Source organism: Dyella thiooxydans (assembly GCF_001641285.1).
GTDB classification, from domain to species: domain Bacteria; phylum Pseudomonadota; class Gammaproteobacteria; order Xanthomonadales; family Rhodanobacteraceae; genus Dyella_A; species Dyella_A thiooxydans.
This window is the reverse complement of record NZ_CP014841.1, coordinates 1,771,554-1,784,783: the sequence shown is the minus strand read 5'-3', so window position 1 is coordinate 1,784,783 and position 13,230 is coordinate 1,771,554. Positions and strand designations below refer to the sequence as shown.

Annotated in this window: 16 protein-coding genes and 1 pseudogene; 13 read left to right on the top strand and 4 right to left on the bottom strand. The window is 68.8% G+C overall.

Annotated elements, in window-relative coordinates; all coding sequences use genetic code 11:
- Positions 1 to 84: 84 nt before the first annotated feature.
- From ATSB10_RS08020 to folE2, 6 genes are all read left to right on the top strand, one after another.
- Positions 85 to 1,416: a TRZ/ATZ family hydrolase gene (locus ATSB10_RS08020; RefSeq protein WP_063671927.1), complete on the top strand. Its 1,332-nt coding sequence runs from the start codon at positions 85 to 87 to the stop codon at positions 1,414 to 1,416.
- Complete coding sequence (locus ATSB10_RS08015; protein ID WP_063671926.1) at positions 1,413 to 1,676, top strand: YciI family protein; 264 nt, start codon at positions 1,413 to 1,415, stop codon at positions 1,674 to 1,676. The genes ATSB10_RS08020 and ATSB10_RS08015 overlap by 4 nt, the downstream gene beginning before the upstream one ends.
- 22 nt (positions 1,677 to 1,698) lie before the next feature.
- Positions 1,699 to 2,409, top strand: coding sequence for a bifunctional 2-polyprenyl-6-hydroxyphenol methylase/3-demethylubiquinol 3-O-methyltransferase UbiG (gene ubiG / locus ATSB10_RS08010; protein WP_063671924.1), 711 nt, complete (start codon positions 1,699 to 1,701; stop codon positions 2,407 to 2,409).
- Positions 2,406 to 3,083: a phosphoglycolate phosphatase gene (gph, locus tag ATSB10_RS08005; protein ID WP_063671922.1), complete on the top strand. Its 678-nt coding sequence runs from the start codon at positions 2,406 to 2,408 to the stop codon at positions 3,081 to 3,083. The genes ubiG and gph overlap by 4 nt, the downstream gene beginning before the upstream one ends.
- On the top strand, positions 3,080 to 3,928 hold the full coding sequence (locus ATSB10_RS08000; RefSeq protein ID WP_063671920.1) for a squalene/phytoene synthase family protein: 849 nt from the start codon (positions 3,080 to 3,082) through the stop codon (positions 3,926 to 3,928). The genes gph and ATSB10_RS08000 overlap by 4 nt, the downstream gene beginning before the upstream one ends.
- Before the next feature lie 118 nt (positions 3,929 to 4,046).
- Positions 4,047 to 5,000, top strand: coding sequence for a GTP cyclohydrolase FolE2 (folE2, locus tag ATSB10_RS07995; RefSeq protein WP_063671918.1), 954 nt, complete (start codon positions 4,047 to 4,049; stop codon positions 4,998 to 5,000).
- Positions 5,001 to 5,025: 25 nt separating this feature from the next.
- On the opposite strand, the gene ATSB10_RS07990 is transcribed toward folE2, so the two are convergent.
- Complete coding sequence (locus ATSB10_RS07990; RefSeq protein WP_169816707.1) at positions 5,026 to 5,565, bottom strand: DUF4339 domain-containing protein; 540 nt, start codon at positions 5,563 to 5,565, stop codon at positions 5,026 to 5,028.
- A gap of 86 nt (positions 5,566 to 5,651) precedes the next feature.
- Positions 5,652 to 5,930 carry a membrane protein insertion efficiency factor YidD gene (gene yidD / locus ATSB10_RS18955; RefSeq protein ID WP_083966144.1) on the bottom strand — a complete coding sequence of 93 codons (279 nt, stop codon included), beginning with the start codon at positions 5,928 to 5,930 and terminating at the stop codon, positions 5,652 to 5,654.
- A gap of 124 nt (positions 5,931 to 6,054) precedes the next feature.
- Between yidD and dksA the strand changes: the two genes are divergently transcribed.
- The 6 genes and pseudogenes from dksA to arsH all read left to right on the top strand — a co-directional run bounded on the left by dksA (position 6,055) and on the right by arsH (position 10,422).
- A complete protein-coding gene (gene dksA, locus ATSB10_RS19560; RefSeq protein WP_205631112.1) occupies positions 6,055 to 7,209 on the top strand; it encodes an RNA polymerase-binding protein DksA in 1,155 nt (384 codons plus the stop codon).
- A gap of 100 nt (positions 7,210 to 7,309) precedes the next feature.
- Positions 7,310 to 7,660, top strand: a complete 351-nt coding sequence (locus ATSB10_RS07975; RefSeq protein ID WP_063671914.1) for an ArsR/SmtB family transcription factor — start codon at positions 7,310 to 7,312, stop codon at positions 7,658 to 7,660.
- Positions 7,657 to 8,019, top strand: a pseudogene (locus ATSB10_RS19690) (arsenate reductase ArsC); the annotation flags it as partial. The gene ATSB10_RS07975 and the pseudogene ATSB10_RS19690, both read left to right, overlap by 4 nt.
- 162 nt (positions 8,020 to 8,181) lie before the next feature.
- A complete protein-coding gene (arsC, locus tag ATSB10_RS19685) occupies positions 8,182 to 8,598 on the top strand; it encodes an arsenate reductase (glutaredoxin) (RefSeq protein ID WP_236886548.1) in 417 nt (138 codons plus the stop codon).
- Between the two features lie 28 nt (positions 8,599 to 8,626).
- Positions 8,627 to 9,697, top strand: a complete 1,071-nt coding sequence (gene arsB / locus ATSB10_RS07965) for an ACR3 family arsenite efflux transporter (RefSeq protein ID WP_063671912.1) — start codon at positions 8,627 to 8,629, stop codon at positions 9,695 to 9,697.
- Positions 9,694 to 10,422 (top strand): arsenical resistance protein ArsH, encoded by a 729-nt coding sequence (gene arsH, locus ATSB10_RS07960; protein ID WP_063671910.1) that lies wholly within the window; start codon positions 9,694 to 9,696, stop codon positions 10,420 to 10,422. Before arsB ends, arsH begins: the two co-directional genes overlap by 4 nt.
- Positions 10,423 to 10,505: 83 nt before the next feature.
- Here arsH and ATSB10_RS07955 read toward each other — a convergent pair whose 3' ends face one another.
- Both ATSB10_RS07955 and cysS read right to left on the bottom strand, forming a co-directional pair.
- On the bottom strand, positions 10,506 to 10,934 hold the full coding sequence (locus ATSB10_RS07955) for a SufE family protein (RefSeq protein WP_063671908.1): 429 nt from the start codon (positions 10,932 to 10,934) through the stop codon (positions 10,506 to 10,508).
- A 124-nt stretch (positions 10,935 to 11,058) separates the two neighbouring features.
- A complete protein-coding gene (cysS, locus tag ATSB10_RS07950) occupies positions 11,059 to 12,426 on the bottom strand; it encodes a cysteine--tRNA ligase (RefSeq protein ID WP_063671906.1) in 1,368 nt (455 codons plus the stop codon).
- A gap of 183 nt (positions 12,427 to 12,609) precedes the next feature.
- On the opposite strand from cysS, the gene ATSB10_RS07945 reads away from it, so the two are divergent.
- Entirely contained in the window at positions 12,610 to 13,149 is a 540-nt protein-coding gene (locus tag ATSB10_RS07945) for a glycine zipper 2TM domain-containing protein (protein ID WP_017462815.1), read from the top strand.
- Positions 13,150 to 13,230: the final 81 nt, after the last annotated feature.

The following is a 13,230-nucleotide window of genomic DNA, read 5'->3' as shown; positions in this document are numbered from 1 at the left end:
GCCCTTTCTCGTTTTTGCATCGAACCGTTTTGCATCAAGCGCGCAGGCCATGGCCGCCTGCCCATCCCGCACAGTGAGGTGAAGATGAGTGTCACGCCCCCGCAATCCGTCGACCTGGTGATCGAGGCCCGCTGGGTGGTACCGGTGGAGCCGCATGCGGTGGTGCTGGAGCAGCACGCCGTGGTGGTGGATGCCGACCGCATCGTGGCGCTGCTGCCGATCGCCGAGGCGCGTGCCGCCTATGCGCCGCGCGAGCGGGTGGAGCTCGGCGAGCATGCGCTGATCCCCGGGCTGGTCAACAGCCACACGCACAACCCGATGACCCTGCTGCGCGGCCTGGCCGACGACCTGCCGCTGATGACCTGGCTGCAGGAGCACATCTGGCCGGCCGAGGCGAAGGTGATCGGGCCGGAGTTCGTGCGCGACGGCGTCGAGCTGGCGGTGGCCGAGATGCTGCGCGGCGGCACCACCTGCGCCAACGAAAACTACTTCTTCCCCGATGCGATCGGTGCGACTTACCGCAAGCTGGGCTTCCGCGCCCTGGTCGGCCTGCCGGTGATCGAATTCCCCACCGCCTGGGCGAAGACCCAGGACGAGTACTTCGAGCGCGCCGGCGAGGTGCACGACAGCTTCCTCGGCGACCCGCTGGTCGGTACCGCGTTCGCGCCGCATGCACCGTACACCGTGTCCGACGCCAGCTTCGAGCGCATCCGCGTGCTGGCCGACCAGCTCGACATCCCGGTCCACCTGCACCTGCACGAGACCGCGCACGAGGTGGAGGAGGAAAAGAAGAAGAGCGGCCTGCGTCCGTTCCAGCGCATGCAGAAGCTGGGGCTGGTCAACGATCGCCTGATCGCCGTGCACATGACCCAGGCGACCGATGGCGAGATTGCCGCCTGCGCGGAGGCCGGCGTCTCGGTGGTGCACTGCCCGGAGTCGAACCTCAAGCTGGCCTCGGGCTTCTGCCCGGCGGAGAAGTTTCGCCGCGCCGGCGTGAACCTGGCGATCGCCACCGACGGCTGCGCCTCGAACAACGACCTGGACATGTTCGGCGAGATGCGCACCGCGGCGATCCTGGCCAAGGCGGTGGCGCAGGACGCGGCCGCGTTCGACGCTGCCTCGGCGCTGCGGGCCGGCACGCTCAACGCCGCCCGCGCGATGGGGCTGGAGGAGCAGATCGGTTCGATCGAGCCGGGCAAGCAGGCCGACCTCGCCGCGGTGCGGCTGAGCGACCTGGAGACCCAGCCGCTGTTCCACGTCGCCTCGCAGCTGGTCTATGCCACCGGTCGCCATCAGGTCACCGACGTGTGGATCGCCGGCCGCCGCAAGCTGGCCGGGCGCGAGTTGGTCGGAATGGATCTGGAGGCCATGCTGGCCCGTACCCGCCAGTGGCGCGAGCGGATTGCCGCGGTATGAGCCCCAAGCCGGTGTATCTCGTCCTGCTCAAGCGCCGTCCGGTGGTCGATCCGGCGGCGATCGAGGCCCACCGCGCGTTCCTCGAGGCGCTGCGCGCGCAGGGCGTGCTGGAGCGCTCGGGGCCATTCGCCGACAAGAGCGGCGGCGCCTACCTGATCCATGCCGACGATCTCGCCGCCGCGCAGGCGATCGTCGACCGCGACCCGGCCCGCACCAGTGGCGGCTGGGACGTCACCATCCACGAGTGGCAGGCGCGCTGAGCGCACGCCGGGAGTCATCACCATGCCGACCACGCACGCCAACGTCAGCCCCGAGGAGATCGCCCGCTTCGACAAGCTGGCCGACCGCTGGTGGGATCCGGACGGCGAATCGCGTCCGCTGCACGACCTGAATCCGGTGCGCGCCGCCTACGTCGCCGATCGCGTCGCCCTGAAGGGCGCGAAGGTGGCCGACGTGGGCTGCGGCGGCGGCCTGCTCAGCGAGGCGCTGGCGGCGGCCGGCGCGCAGGTCACCGGCATCGACCTGGGTGAGCGGGTCATCGGGATCGCCCGGTTGCACCTGTACGAGTCGAACCTCGCGGTCGACTACCGCGTGCAGTCCTCGGCGGAACTGGCGGCGACCGAGCCGGCCGGCTTCGACGCGGTGTGCTGCATGGAGATGATCGAGCACGTGCCGGATCCGGAGGCGCTGGTCAACGATCTGGCGGCGATGCTCAAGCCCGGCGGCATGCTGTTCATGTCCACCCTCAACCGCACGCCGGTCGCCTTTGGCGCGGCGATCCTGGGCGCGGAATTCCTGATGCGCATGCTGCCTCGCGGCACCCATCACTACGCGCAGTTCCTCAAGCCGTCGGAGCTGGCGCGGCTGCTACGCCACGCCGGGCTGGAGCTGGAGGACGTCTCCGGGCTCGGCTACAACCCACTCAGCCGCAAAGCGTGGCTGAGCCGCATCACCGCCGTGAACTACCTGCTGTGCGCACGCAAGCCGGCATGAACACCTTGCCCGACCGCGTCGAGGGCGTGCTGTTCGACCTCGACGGCACCCTGCTGGACAGTGCACCGGACCTCTACGCCGCGCTGGTGCGCCAGTGTGTGGAAGAGGAGGTCGCTCCACCGGATTTCGCGATCGTGCGTGCGGTCGTCTCGCGCGGTTCGCGGGCGATCCTGCGCTGCGCGTTCGGTGATCGAGGCGAGGCGGGGGTCGAGGCGCTGGTGCCGCGTTACCTGGCGCTCTACGAACAGGCCATGGCGGAGGACACGCACGCCTTCGATGGCATCGAGGCATTGCTCGGTACGCTGGAGCAAAGGGGCATCCGCTGGGGCGTGGTGACCAACAAGCCCGGCTTCCTCACCGATCCGCTGCTCGATCGGATCGGCTGGTCCGCGCGCGCGGCAGCGGTGGTGTCCGGGGATACTTTGCCGGTGAAGAAGCCCGACCCGGCCCCGGTGCGGCTGGCCTGCGATACCGCGGGGATCGACCCGTCGCGCAGCCTGTTCGTCGGCGACGATCGCCGCGACGTGCAGGCCGGGGCCGCCGCTGGCCTCTATACCGTGGCCGTGCGCTGGGGTTACCTCGACGGCGGCGATCCGGACACATGGCAGGCGGACGCGGTGATCGACCACCCCGGGCAGCTTCTCCGCCTGCTGGCGCCGGAGGTCTCCGCATGAGCGACGCGCCGCACGGTCCGCTGCAGAGCTATGTCGACAAGTGGCTGGCGGTGCAGCCGCAGCAGCGCGTGGCGCTGGTGTTCGTCGATCCGCATCGTCATGCCGGGCACATCGCGCTGGCCGCGCTCGAGCAGGAGCTGCTGGCCGCCGCGTACGGCATCCGCGAGCCGCAGGTGGCGGCGGTCAAGCTCAACTGGTGGGCCGAGGAACTGGCCGGGGCGGCGCAGGGCGGCGGGCGTCATCCGCTGACCCAGGTGCTGTTCGACGACGAGCGCGCGCAGGCATTGCCGGCCGAGCTGTGGCTGGCGCCGGTGCGCGCGGCGATCGCGCAGCTGGAGGCGGGTACCGCGGCCGATTTCGGTGCGCAGCTGGTTGCCGCCGAGCCCCTGCACGGCGCTTTGGCCGCACTGGAGACCGCATGGTGGTTCGGCATCGATGCCGATCCGCGGCGAGCGGGTCGCGTGGCCGTGCTGGCGCACCTGTGCCATGCCCTGCGTCGACTGCAGGACGATGCCGAGCGCGACCGGTTGCCGTTGCCCATGGCACGGCTGGCCCGTTTCGGCCTGTCGCGTGCCGATCTGCGCGCGCCAGGCGAGGCGCGCGACCAGGCATTGCGCGCACAGCTCGCCGACCTCACCGCGGCGTGGCGCGAGGCAATGGGACTAGCGGGCCCGCTCGGCATGTTCCGTACGCTGGAGGCTCGCGAGTCGATCCGGTTGGCGAAGGCAGCGGCGCGTGCTGGCGATCCGCTGGCAACGCTGCAGCGCGGCCTGCCGGGCAACGGCTTCGGGCTGACCCTGGCGGCTTGGCGTGCCGCACGCCACTGGCGCCGCAGCGAAGGCTGAGTCGGCGCCGGCCGCAGGACGCAGCGTTTCCCCGGCGCAACTGTTGCGACGGGCGATCCCGCCCCTACATTGACAGTTCCACGCGAGTGCGCTCGCAGCCCGTTCCAGGATGTCTCCCATGCACAGTCACGAAAACACCGCCCGCCTGATGCCCGATGTCGCCCATCAGGCCCAGCCGCACCTGGCCGGTGCGCTCGACTGGGTCGGCATGGATGGCATCGAGGTGCCGGTCCGCTTCGATGTCGGCGATGGCGAGGTGCAGCGTGCCAGCGCCCAGGTCGGCGCCTTCGTCAACCTTACGCGGCCGGACCAGCGCGGCATCCACATGTCGCGCCTGTATCTGCTGGTCGATCGCCATCTCGGCGGCAGCGAGCCGCTCAGCGCGAAGGGGTTGGAAGGTCTTCTGCAGGCCTTTCTCGAGTCGCACAAGGATCTCTCCGACCGCGCGCGCCTGAGCATCCGCTTCGATGCGCTGGTGCGCCGGGCTGCGCTGCGCAGTGGCAACAGCGGCTGGCGCAGCTACCCGGTGTCGGTCGAGGCCAGCTTGGGGCCGGACGGTTTCGCGCTGGAGCTGGGCACCGAGGTGGTCTATTCGTCGACCTGCCCGGCCTCGGCGGCCCTGTCGCGGCAGCTGATCCAGGAGCGCTTCACCCAGGATTTCGCCGCCGACCAACCGATCGACCATGCGGCCGTGGTGGCCTGGCTCGGTAGCGAGCAGGGTATCGTCGCCACCCCGCACGCCCAGCGCAGCGTCGCGCGGCTGCTGGTGCGGCTGAACGACGGCGTGTCGTTCGATCTGCTCGATACCCTTGATCGTGTGGAAGGTGCACTCGGCACGCCGGTGCAGACCGCGGTGAAGCGCGAGGACGAACAGGCTTTCGCGCTCGCCAACGGCGGCAACCTGATGTTCTGCGAGGATGCCGCGCGCCGGATCCAGCGGGCTCTCGAGACCGACGATCGCCTGGCCGACTTCCACGTGCGAGTGGAGCACCAGGAAAGCCTGCATCCGCACGATGCGGTGGCCTACGCCAGCAAGGGCGTCCCCGGCGGCTTCGGCAGCGGCCCGCGTTGATCTGAACTCGCGATCGCAGCGGGATTCAGGCCGGCATGCCGCCCTGCAGCGCGAACAAGAAGAACATAGCAATCGCAAGCAGGCTGACCAGCACGTAGTCCCGCCGGTCGCCGAGCATCCCCGCGCGCAGGGACAGATAGATCGGCGCACCCACGCCACCGAGCAGGATCAGCCACCACCCGGCATGAAGCAACGGGCGACCCGCGCGTTGCAGTTGCCGCCGGTCATGCAGCGCCAGCGCGATATAGGCCACCATGCCAATCAGTCCGGAGCCCGGCACTGGCGACAGCAGCAACAGGGCAAACGGCAGGCAGGCGATCAGCCAGGCCACGGCCGGATTCACTCGAACCGACGCTTGTGCGGATGCCGCGGCCGGTGTGATCCGGAGAGGCACCTCGGCGGCGAACAGTGTCTGTTCGACCGGTGCCCAGCCGGACATGCCCTCGCACCACACGAGGGTGCCGGCCTGCATCCGGCCCTCGCTCAGGCGTCGCCGGATGACATCCTCCTCGACCGGTCCCACGGCACGCTGGCCGTCCTGGTAGTGCCAGGCGGTCGGGGACATCAGCAGCACGGTCCCGGTGATTGCCGGGATGGCGGGTGGAGAGGCGTGGCGGCTGATTCGGGCATCTTCGCGGTATGGATGTGCGCTCAGCGGGCAGGGCGGGAGTCGTCGGTGCCCGTGGGGGCCTCGTGGCGGCATCGGCGCAGCTCGAACGTCTCCGGCACCGGATCCTCGCCACCGCAGCACAACGGCTGGCAGCGGACAATACGCCACGCGGCGAGGATGCTCCCGCGCAACGGCCCGAAGCGGGCCACCGCAATCCGTGCATAATCCGAGCAACTGGGGTAGAAGCGACAGCGTTGTCCCAGCAGGGGGCTGAGCCAGCGTTTGTACAGGCGGAGCAAAAGAAGCAGGAATCGGGTCAAGGCACTTCACGCGGCCGAAGCGGCTGGCGGTTTGTAATGCCCCAGTATTCCAGAAAGCTCGCTTGCTGGTGTAAGGCACATGGGCTATAACACCCGGCCGCCACGGCCAAAATGGTGAAGGGAAATGGCGAAAACCACGCGTAGTTCGACCGCCAGCAAGGCGCAGAAGAACAAGCCTGCGGCCACGGCGAAGTCCACCAAGACAGGGAAGGCAAAGCCCGTCGCAGCCACATCGCGTGGTGCGTCCCGGACCATCGCCAAGCCCGCAGCCGGGAAAACCAAGGTCGCAGCCAAGAAGCCTGTGCCGAAGAAGCCGGTCGCGAAGAAGGTGGCGCCCAAGCCTGCAGCCGCCAAGAAGGCACCTGCCAAGAAGGCACCTGCGAAGAAGGTGGCCGCCAAGAAGGCTGCGGTGAAGAAGGTCGCGGCAAAGCAGGCCGTCGCGAAGAAGGTGCCGGCCAAGGCACCTGCCAGGAAGGTGGTCGCCAAACCGGCCGTGGCCAAGAAGGCCCCGGTAAAGAAGGCTTTGAAACCCGCGCCGGTGCCGAAGAAGGCGGTCGCGCCGAAGGCTGCCAAGAAGGCGGTGGCCAAGGCGGCTCCCGTCAAGACGGCTCCCGTCAAGACGGCTCCGGCCAAGCCTGCGCAGGTGGTCGCCAAGCCGGCTCCGGCTGCGCCAAAGGCAGCGCCGGCGCCAGCAGGCAAGGTAGCCAGTGCCACCTCGATCGCGACGCCGAAGGTGGCAACCGCTACCATTAGTCACTCTCCTCCCAAGAAACAGAAGTCCCAGCCGTCCTCAATGAATAAAGCTGCAGCCAACAACGACCATGGCGTGACGAAGGAAGACGGGCGCTACGCGCTGCCTGCCAGCGTCACCATCGACCTGCCCAAGGGCTACCGTCCCTCCGCCGACGAGGAGTACATGAGCCCGCGGCAGCTGGCGTACTTCCGCAACAAGCTCCGCGACTGGCGCGACCAGCTCGTCGAGGAGTCGCGCCAGACCATGGAGAACCTCCGCGACGAAGTCCGCGACGTCGGCGACGAGGCCGAGCGCGCCACCCGCGAGACCGAGAACTCGCTGGAACTGCGCACGCGCGATCGCTACCGCAAGCTGATCTCCAAGATCGACAAGGCGCTGCGCCGGATCGAGGAGGGCCGCTACGGCTACTGCGAGGAGACCGACGAGGAGATCGGCGTCGACCGTCTCGACGCCCGTCCGATCGCCACCCTGTCGCTCGATGCGCAGGAGCGTCGCGAGCATCTGCAGAAGCAGATGGGCGACTGACCTCGAGGCACTGCCTGGAGGTCCGTGCGAAGCCCCGCCCCGGCGGGGCTTCGTCGTTCCGGGGCTTGCGCGACGATGAAATATCGATAATTCTGGATATATGGAAGAAAGTGTCGCCCTTGCTGCCCTGGCCGCCCTGGCCCAGCCGACCCGGCTGGCGGTGTTCCGCCTGCTGGTCAGCCACGAGCCGCGCGGCCTGGCGGCCGGTGACGTGGCCAGCGCGTTGGACGTGCCGCAGAACACCATGTCCGCCCATCTCGCCGTGCTGGCGCGGGCCGCTCTGGTGGCGACCGAGCGGCAGGGCCGCTCGATCATCTATCGCGCGCGTCTCGACGCGCTGCGCGCGTTGATGGTGTTCCTGGCGCGCGACTGCTGCAGCGCCCACCCCGAACTGTGTACCCCGCTGCTGGCCGACCTGGCCTGCTGCCCACCCGCCAAGGCGAAACCATGAGCGAGCGCGTCTTCAACGTCCTTTTTCTCTGCACCGGCAACTCGGCCCGCTCGATCCTTGCCGAGAGCCTGCTGAACCAGCTAGGCGGCGGCCGCTTCCGTGCGTTTTCCGCCGGCAGCCAGCCGAAGGGCGAGGTGCATCCGCTTGCACTCGGGTTGCTGCGCGAGCTCGGTCATCCCGTCGAGGGGCTACGCTCGAAGAGCATCGACGAGTTCGCTGGTGCCGATGCACCGGTGATGGATTTCGTGTTCACCGTCTGCGACAACGCCGCGGGCGAGGTCTGCCCGATCTGGCCGGGACATCCTATGACGGCGCACTGGGGTATAGAAGACCCGGCGGCCGTCACCGGCACGCCCGAGCAGCGCGAGCAAGCTTTCCACACCGCCTTCCGCCTGCTGGCCCATCGCATCCGCGCATTCATCGCGCTGCCATTGGCGGGGCTGGAGCGTGAATCGTTGCGTGCGCAGATTCAGCACATCGGACATGCCGAGGGCGCCAGCGCGGCAGCGGCTCCGGTCGACGTGGTGATCTACCACAACCCCGATTGCGGCACCTCGCGCAACACGCTGGCGCTGATCCGCCACTGCGGCTTCGAACCGCATGTCATCGAGTATCTCAAGACGCCGCCCAGCCGCGCGTTGCTTGCCCAGTTGGCGGCGCGCACCGGTGAACCGTTGCGCGCCCTGATCCGCGAAAAGGGCACGCCGTATGCCGAGCTGGGCCTGGGCGATACCTCGCTGTCGGACGATGCGCTGCTCGATGCGATGGTTGCCCACCCGATCCTGATCAATCGCCCGCTCGTCGTATCGCCGCTGGGCGTGGCGCTGTGCCGTCCCTCCGAGCGCGTGCTCGATCTGCTGCCGGTGCGTCCACGCGGTGCTTTCGTCAAGGAAGACGGCGAAGCCGTGCTCGACGCCCAGGGCCGCCGCGTCGGCTGACCGCTCACCATCTCCCCAAGGCAACATGATGACCGCCGCCACCCCGAGTCCGCGCCTGCGCCTCTCGTTCCTCGATCGCTACCTGACCCTGTGGATCTTCGCCGCGATGGCACTGGGCGTGATGCTGGGGGCGTTATTCCCTGGCCTGCCGGCGGCACTGGACCGGCTCAGCATCGGCAGCACCAATATCCCCATCGCCATCGGCCTGGTGCTGATGATGTATCCGCCGCTGGCGCGGGTCCGCTACGAGGAGCTGCATCGCGTGTTCGCCGACCGCCATCTGCTGTGGCTGTCGCTGCTGCAGAACTGGGTGATCGGCCCGGTGCTGATGTTTGCGCTGGCGGTGATCTTCCTGCGCGACCGGCCCGAGTACATGACCGGGCTGATCCTGATCGGGCTGGCCCGCTGCATCGCGATGGTGATCGTGTGGAACCAGCTGGCTGGCGGCGACAACCAGTACGTCGCCGGGCTGGTGGCGTTCAACGCGATCTTCCAGCTGCTCACCTTCGGTGCCTACGCCTGGTTCTTCCTGTCGGTGCTGCCGCCGTGGTTCGGGCTGGCCGGGCAGGTGGTGCCGGTGGCCTTCACCACGATTGCCGGGGCGGTGCTGATCTATCTCGGCATCCCGTTCGCGGCAGGCTGGCTAAGTCGCCGCGTGCTGATCCGTCGCCGTGGCGCGACCTGGTTCAACGAGCGCTTCCTGCCGCGGATCGGGCCGCTGACCCTGGCCGCGCTGCTGTTCACCATCGTCGCCATGTTCAGCCTGAAGGGCGGCGAGCTGCTGGCGTTGCCGGGCGATGTGCTGCGGGTGGCGCTGCCGCTGGTGGTCTATTTCGTGGTGATGTTCGGGGTGAGCTTCGTGATGGCGCGCTGGGTCGGCGCGGATTACCCGCGCACCACGGCGGTCGCGTTCACCGCCGCCGGCAACAACTTCGAGCTGGCCATCGCGGTGGCGATCGCCGCGTTCGGGCTGGCCTCCAAGGTGGCATTCGCGGCGGTGATCGGTCCGCTGGTGGAGGTGCCGGTGCTGCTGCTGCTGGTGCATGCGGCGCGGGCGATGCAGGGGTGGTTCGGCGTTCAGGTGGGAGCGGAAGGATGAGCCGGCAGCGCACGCTGGTCGATCCGGACCATCTGCCGGCGCTGGACGCGCGCTATGCCCATCGTCGCCCGGCCGAAGGCCTCGGCCTGGGCGAACCGCCGCCGCGCATCCTGCTGCTGTACGGCTCATTGCGCGAGCGCTCGTATTCCCGGCTGGCCGTGGAAGAGGCCGCGCGCCTGCTGCGCTTCTTCGGCGCCGAGACGCGCATCTTCGATCCGTCCGACCTGCCGCTTCCGGACCAGGCGGGCGCCGACGCGCATCCTGCGGTGCAGGAGCTGCGCGAGCTCTCGCAATGGTCGGAAGGGCAGGTGTGGTGCAGCCCGGAGCGGCACGGGCAGGTCACCGGGGTGATGAAGGCGCAGATCGACCACCTGCCGCTGTCGATCGGCGCGATCCGCCCGACCCAGGGCCGCACGCTGGCGGTGATGCAGGTGTCCGGCGGTTCGCAGTCGTTCAACGCGGTGAACACGCTGCGCCTGCTCGGGCGCTGGATGCGCATGTTCACCATCCCCAACCAGTCCAGCGTGGCCAAGGCCTGGCAGGAGTTCGACGAGGCCGGGCGGATGAAGCCCTCGGCCTACTACGACCGCATCGTCGACGTGATGGAGGAGCTGGTGCGTTTCACTGTGCTGTTGCGTCCGCATGCGGCCCAGCTGGTGGATCGTTACTCGGAACGCCGGGAGACTGACCGGCCCGTGTCCGAAACCATCCTCGCCAAACTGTAGGAGCCCGCTCGCGGGCGCTGCTTTTGGTTTTGATGTTGATCCAGAGCGAAAGGCATCGCCCGCGAGCGGGCTCCTACAAGGGGTCAGCCGAGCGCGGCCGCGGCGTAGCTCTTGATCTTCGCGAGCGTGGCGGCCAGGCCGTTGGAGCGCGTCGGCGAGAGGTGCTTGGCCAGGCCGATCGCCTGGATGAACTCCGGCTCGGTCGCCACGATGTCCGCCGCGGAACGGTCGGAGTACACCCGCAGCAGCAACGCGAGCAGGCCCGAGACGATGGCCGAGTCGCTGGCTGCGTTGAAGTGCATCTTCGCCGCATCGCCGCTCGGCACCAGCCAGACCATTGACTGGCAGCCATGCACGCGCCACTCGTCGGTCTTCGATGCCTCGGGGAACGCCGGCAGCTGCTTGCCGAGGTCGATCAGGTACTGGTAACGCTCGGTCCAGTCGCTGAAGAAGGCGAACTCCTCGGCGATCTGCTGCTGGGCGTCGTGGGCGGTAGCGGTCGTTTCAGTCATCCCACCATTATCGCCCCCGCGCCGGCGCGAAGCGACCCACCGCCGTAGGAGCGCACCCGGTGCGCGATGGCTTTTCTTCACGCCGCGAAAGAGCATTCGCGCACCGGGTGCGCTCCTACATAGATCACGCCTTGGCGACGCTCCAGCGCGTGCCCTGGGCGCCGTCCTCGATCACCACGCCCATCGCGGTCAGTTCGGCACGGATCGCGTCGGCGCGGGCGAAGTCCTTCGCGGCGCGAGCCGCCTTGCGTTCTTCCAGCAGCGCCTCGACACGGGCGCCATCCACCGCGTCGGCCCCCTTGCGGAACCAGGCCTCGGGGTCCTGCTGCAGCAGGCCGAGCAGGGCGCCGCCGCCGAGCAGGGCGGCCTTGGCTTCCGGCGTGCCGGCCTGGCGCGCGGTATCGGCCAGCGTGGCCAGCTCGGCCAGCGCCTGCGGGGTGTTGAGGTCGTCGCACAGCGCGGCCTCGACCGCCGCCGGCACCGGAAGCTCACCTTCCACCGTCACGTCGGCCAGGTCACGCAGCACGCGGTACCAGCCATCCAGCGTGCTGACCGCCTGGGCGATCGCCTGATCGGACCAGTCCAGTGGCTGGCGGTAGTGGCCGCGCATCAGCAGCAGGCGCAGCGCCTCAGGTGGATGCTGCTGCAGCAGTTGGTGGACATGCAGCACGTTGCCCAGCGACTTGGACATCTTGCGGCCGCCGAAGGTGAGCATGCCGTTGTGCAGCCACCAGCGGGCGAACACCTTGCCGCCGTGGGCGCAGGTGGACTGGGCGATCTCGTTCTCGTGATGCGGGAACTGCAGATCGACGCCACCGGCGTGGATGTCGATGGTTTCGCCCAGGTGGGCGGCGCTCATCGCCGAGCATTCGATATGCCAGCCGGGGCGGCCACGCCCCCAGGGGCTGTCCCAGCCAGGCAGCTCCGGCGTGGACGGCTTCCACAGCACGAAGTCGACCGGGTTCTTCTTGTAGGGGGCGACCTCGACGCGGGCGCCGGCGATCATCTCCTCGGTATCGCGACCGGACAGCGCGCCGTAGGCGGCATAGGAGGCGACGTCGAACAGCACATGACCTTCCGCCTCGTAGGCGTGGCCGTTGGCGATCAGCGTCCGGATCATCGCGACGATCTCGCCGATATGCGCGGTGGCGCGCGGCTCGATGTCCGGCGGGGCGATGCCCAGCTTGGCCATGTCGTCGCGGTAGGTGGCGGTGAAGCGGTCGGTGATCGCCGAGATCGGCACGTCCTGTTCCCGGGCGGCGGCGTTGATCTTGTCGTCCACGTCGGTGATGTTCCGGGCGTAGACCACCTTCGGGTAATGCCGGCGCAGCAGCCGCACCAGCACGTCGAACACCACCGGGCCACGGGCGTTGCCGATATGCACGTAGCTGTACACGGTCGGGCCGCACAGGTACATCGTCACCCGCTCGGGATCGAGCGGTGCGAACGGTTCGACCTGGCGGTTCAGGCTGTTGTAGAGCGAAATCGGCATCGGCGGTGCATCCACGGGGCGGGCGTCCGGCAGGGCCGCCGGACGGGAATCGGCCGGGCATCTTAACAAGCGCTAAGCCGGGCCGGGTGCGGGGCCGGTGTTCTAAGCGTCGATTCAGTGTGAATTTGTTCGAATGCGACGGCCCCGCAGTGGGTCCAGAGAACCTCTCCGTCCGGAGTTCGTATGAACAAGATGTTGCTCCCCGCCCTGGCGCTGACCCTGATGTTCGGTGCCGCGCACGCCCAGGATCGTTACGGGCCGCCGCCGCCCCAGGGGGGCGACGACAATACGCATTACGGCTGGGCGGATGTGCTGCGCGTGGATCCCAACTATTCCATCGTGCGTACCGAGGCGCCGCAGCAGCAGTGCTACGACCAGCAGGTGGTGCGCCGCGAGGGTGGCAACAGCACCGCCGGTACCGTGCTCGGTGCCATCGTCGGTGGCGTGCTGGGCAACACCATCGGCAAGGGCGATGGCCGCAAGGCGGCGACCGTGGCCGGTGCCGTGGCTGGCGGCGCGATCGGCCACCGGGCGGCAGGCAGCGGTTCGGAATACCAGACCACCGAGACCCGTTGCCGCGAGGTCAGCCAGGTCAGCGAGCAGCGCCGCATCACCAGCTACGACGTGGAATACCGTTATCGCGGCGAGGTCTACGTGTCGCGGCTGAGCTATGACCCGGGCGAGCGCCTGCGGGTGCGCGTCAGCGTCGAACCGGCGGACTGATTCCCGCCAGTCAGAGCCTCTACCGACCGCCGCCTTCGGGCGGCGGTCCCGTTTTTGGCCCCGCCGCTCCCTGGGCCCACT

Excerpts from the sequence above, each read along its gene's own strand:
- ATSB10_RS08020 (WP_063671927.1), top strand. The coding sequence starts at position 85 with ATGAGTGTCACGCCCCCGCAATCCGTCGACCTGGTGATCGAGGCCCGC.
- ATSB10_RS08015 (WP_063671926.1), top strand. The coding sequence starts at position 1,413 with ATGAGCCCCAAGCCGGTGTATCTCGTCCTGCTCAAGCGCCGTCCGGTG.
- ubiG (WP_063671924.1), top strand. The coding sequence starts at position 1,699 with ATGCCGACCACGCACGCCAACGTCAGCCCCGAGGAGATCGCCCGCTTC.
- gph (WP_063671922.1), top strand. The coding sequence starts at position 2,406 with ATGAACACCTTGCCCGACCGCGTCGAGGGCGTGCTGTTCGACCTCGAC.
- ATSB10_RS08000 (WP_063671920.1), top strand. The coding sequence starts at position 3,080 with ATGAGCGACGCGCCGCACGGTCCGCTGCAGAGCTATGTCGACAAGTGG.
- folE2 (WP_063671918.1), top strand. The coding sequence starts at position 4,047 with ATGCACAGTCACGAAAACACCGCCCGCCTGATGCCCGATGTCGCCCAT.
- ATSB10_RS07990 (WP_169816707.1), bottom strand. The coding sequence starts at position 5,565 with ATGTCCCCGACCGCCTGGCACTACCAGGACGGCCAGCGTGCCGTGGGA.
- dksA (WP_205631112.1), top strand. The coding sequence starts at position 6,055 with ATGGCGAAAACCACGCGTAGTTCGACCGCCAGCAAGGCGCAGAAGAAC.
- ATSB10_RS07975 (WP_063671914.1), top strand. The coding sequence starts at position 7,310 with ATGGAAGAAAGTGTCGCCCTTGCTGCCCTGGCCGCCCTGGCCCAGCCG.
- arsB (WP_063671912.1), top strand. The coding sequence starts at position 8,627 with ATGACCGCCGCCACCCCGAGTCCGCGCCTGCGCCTCTCGTTCCTCGAT.
- arsH (WP_063671910.1), top strand. The coding sequence starts at position 9,694 with ATGAGCCGGCAGCGCACGCTGGTCGATCCGGACCATCTGCCGGCGCTG.
- ATSB10_RS07955 (WP_063671908.1), bottom strand. The coding sequence starts at position 10,934 with ATGACTGAAACGACCGCTACCGCCCACGACGCCCAGCAGCAGATCGCC.
- cysS (WP_063671906.1), bottom strand. The coding sequence starts at position 12,426 with ATGCCGATTTCGCTCTACAACAGCCTGAACCGCCAGGTCGAACCGTTC.
- ATSB10_RS07945 (WP_017462815.1), top strand. The coding sequence starts at position 12,610 with ATGAACAAGATGTTGCTCCCCGCCCTGGCGCTGACCCTGATGTTCGGT.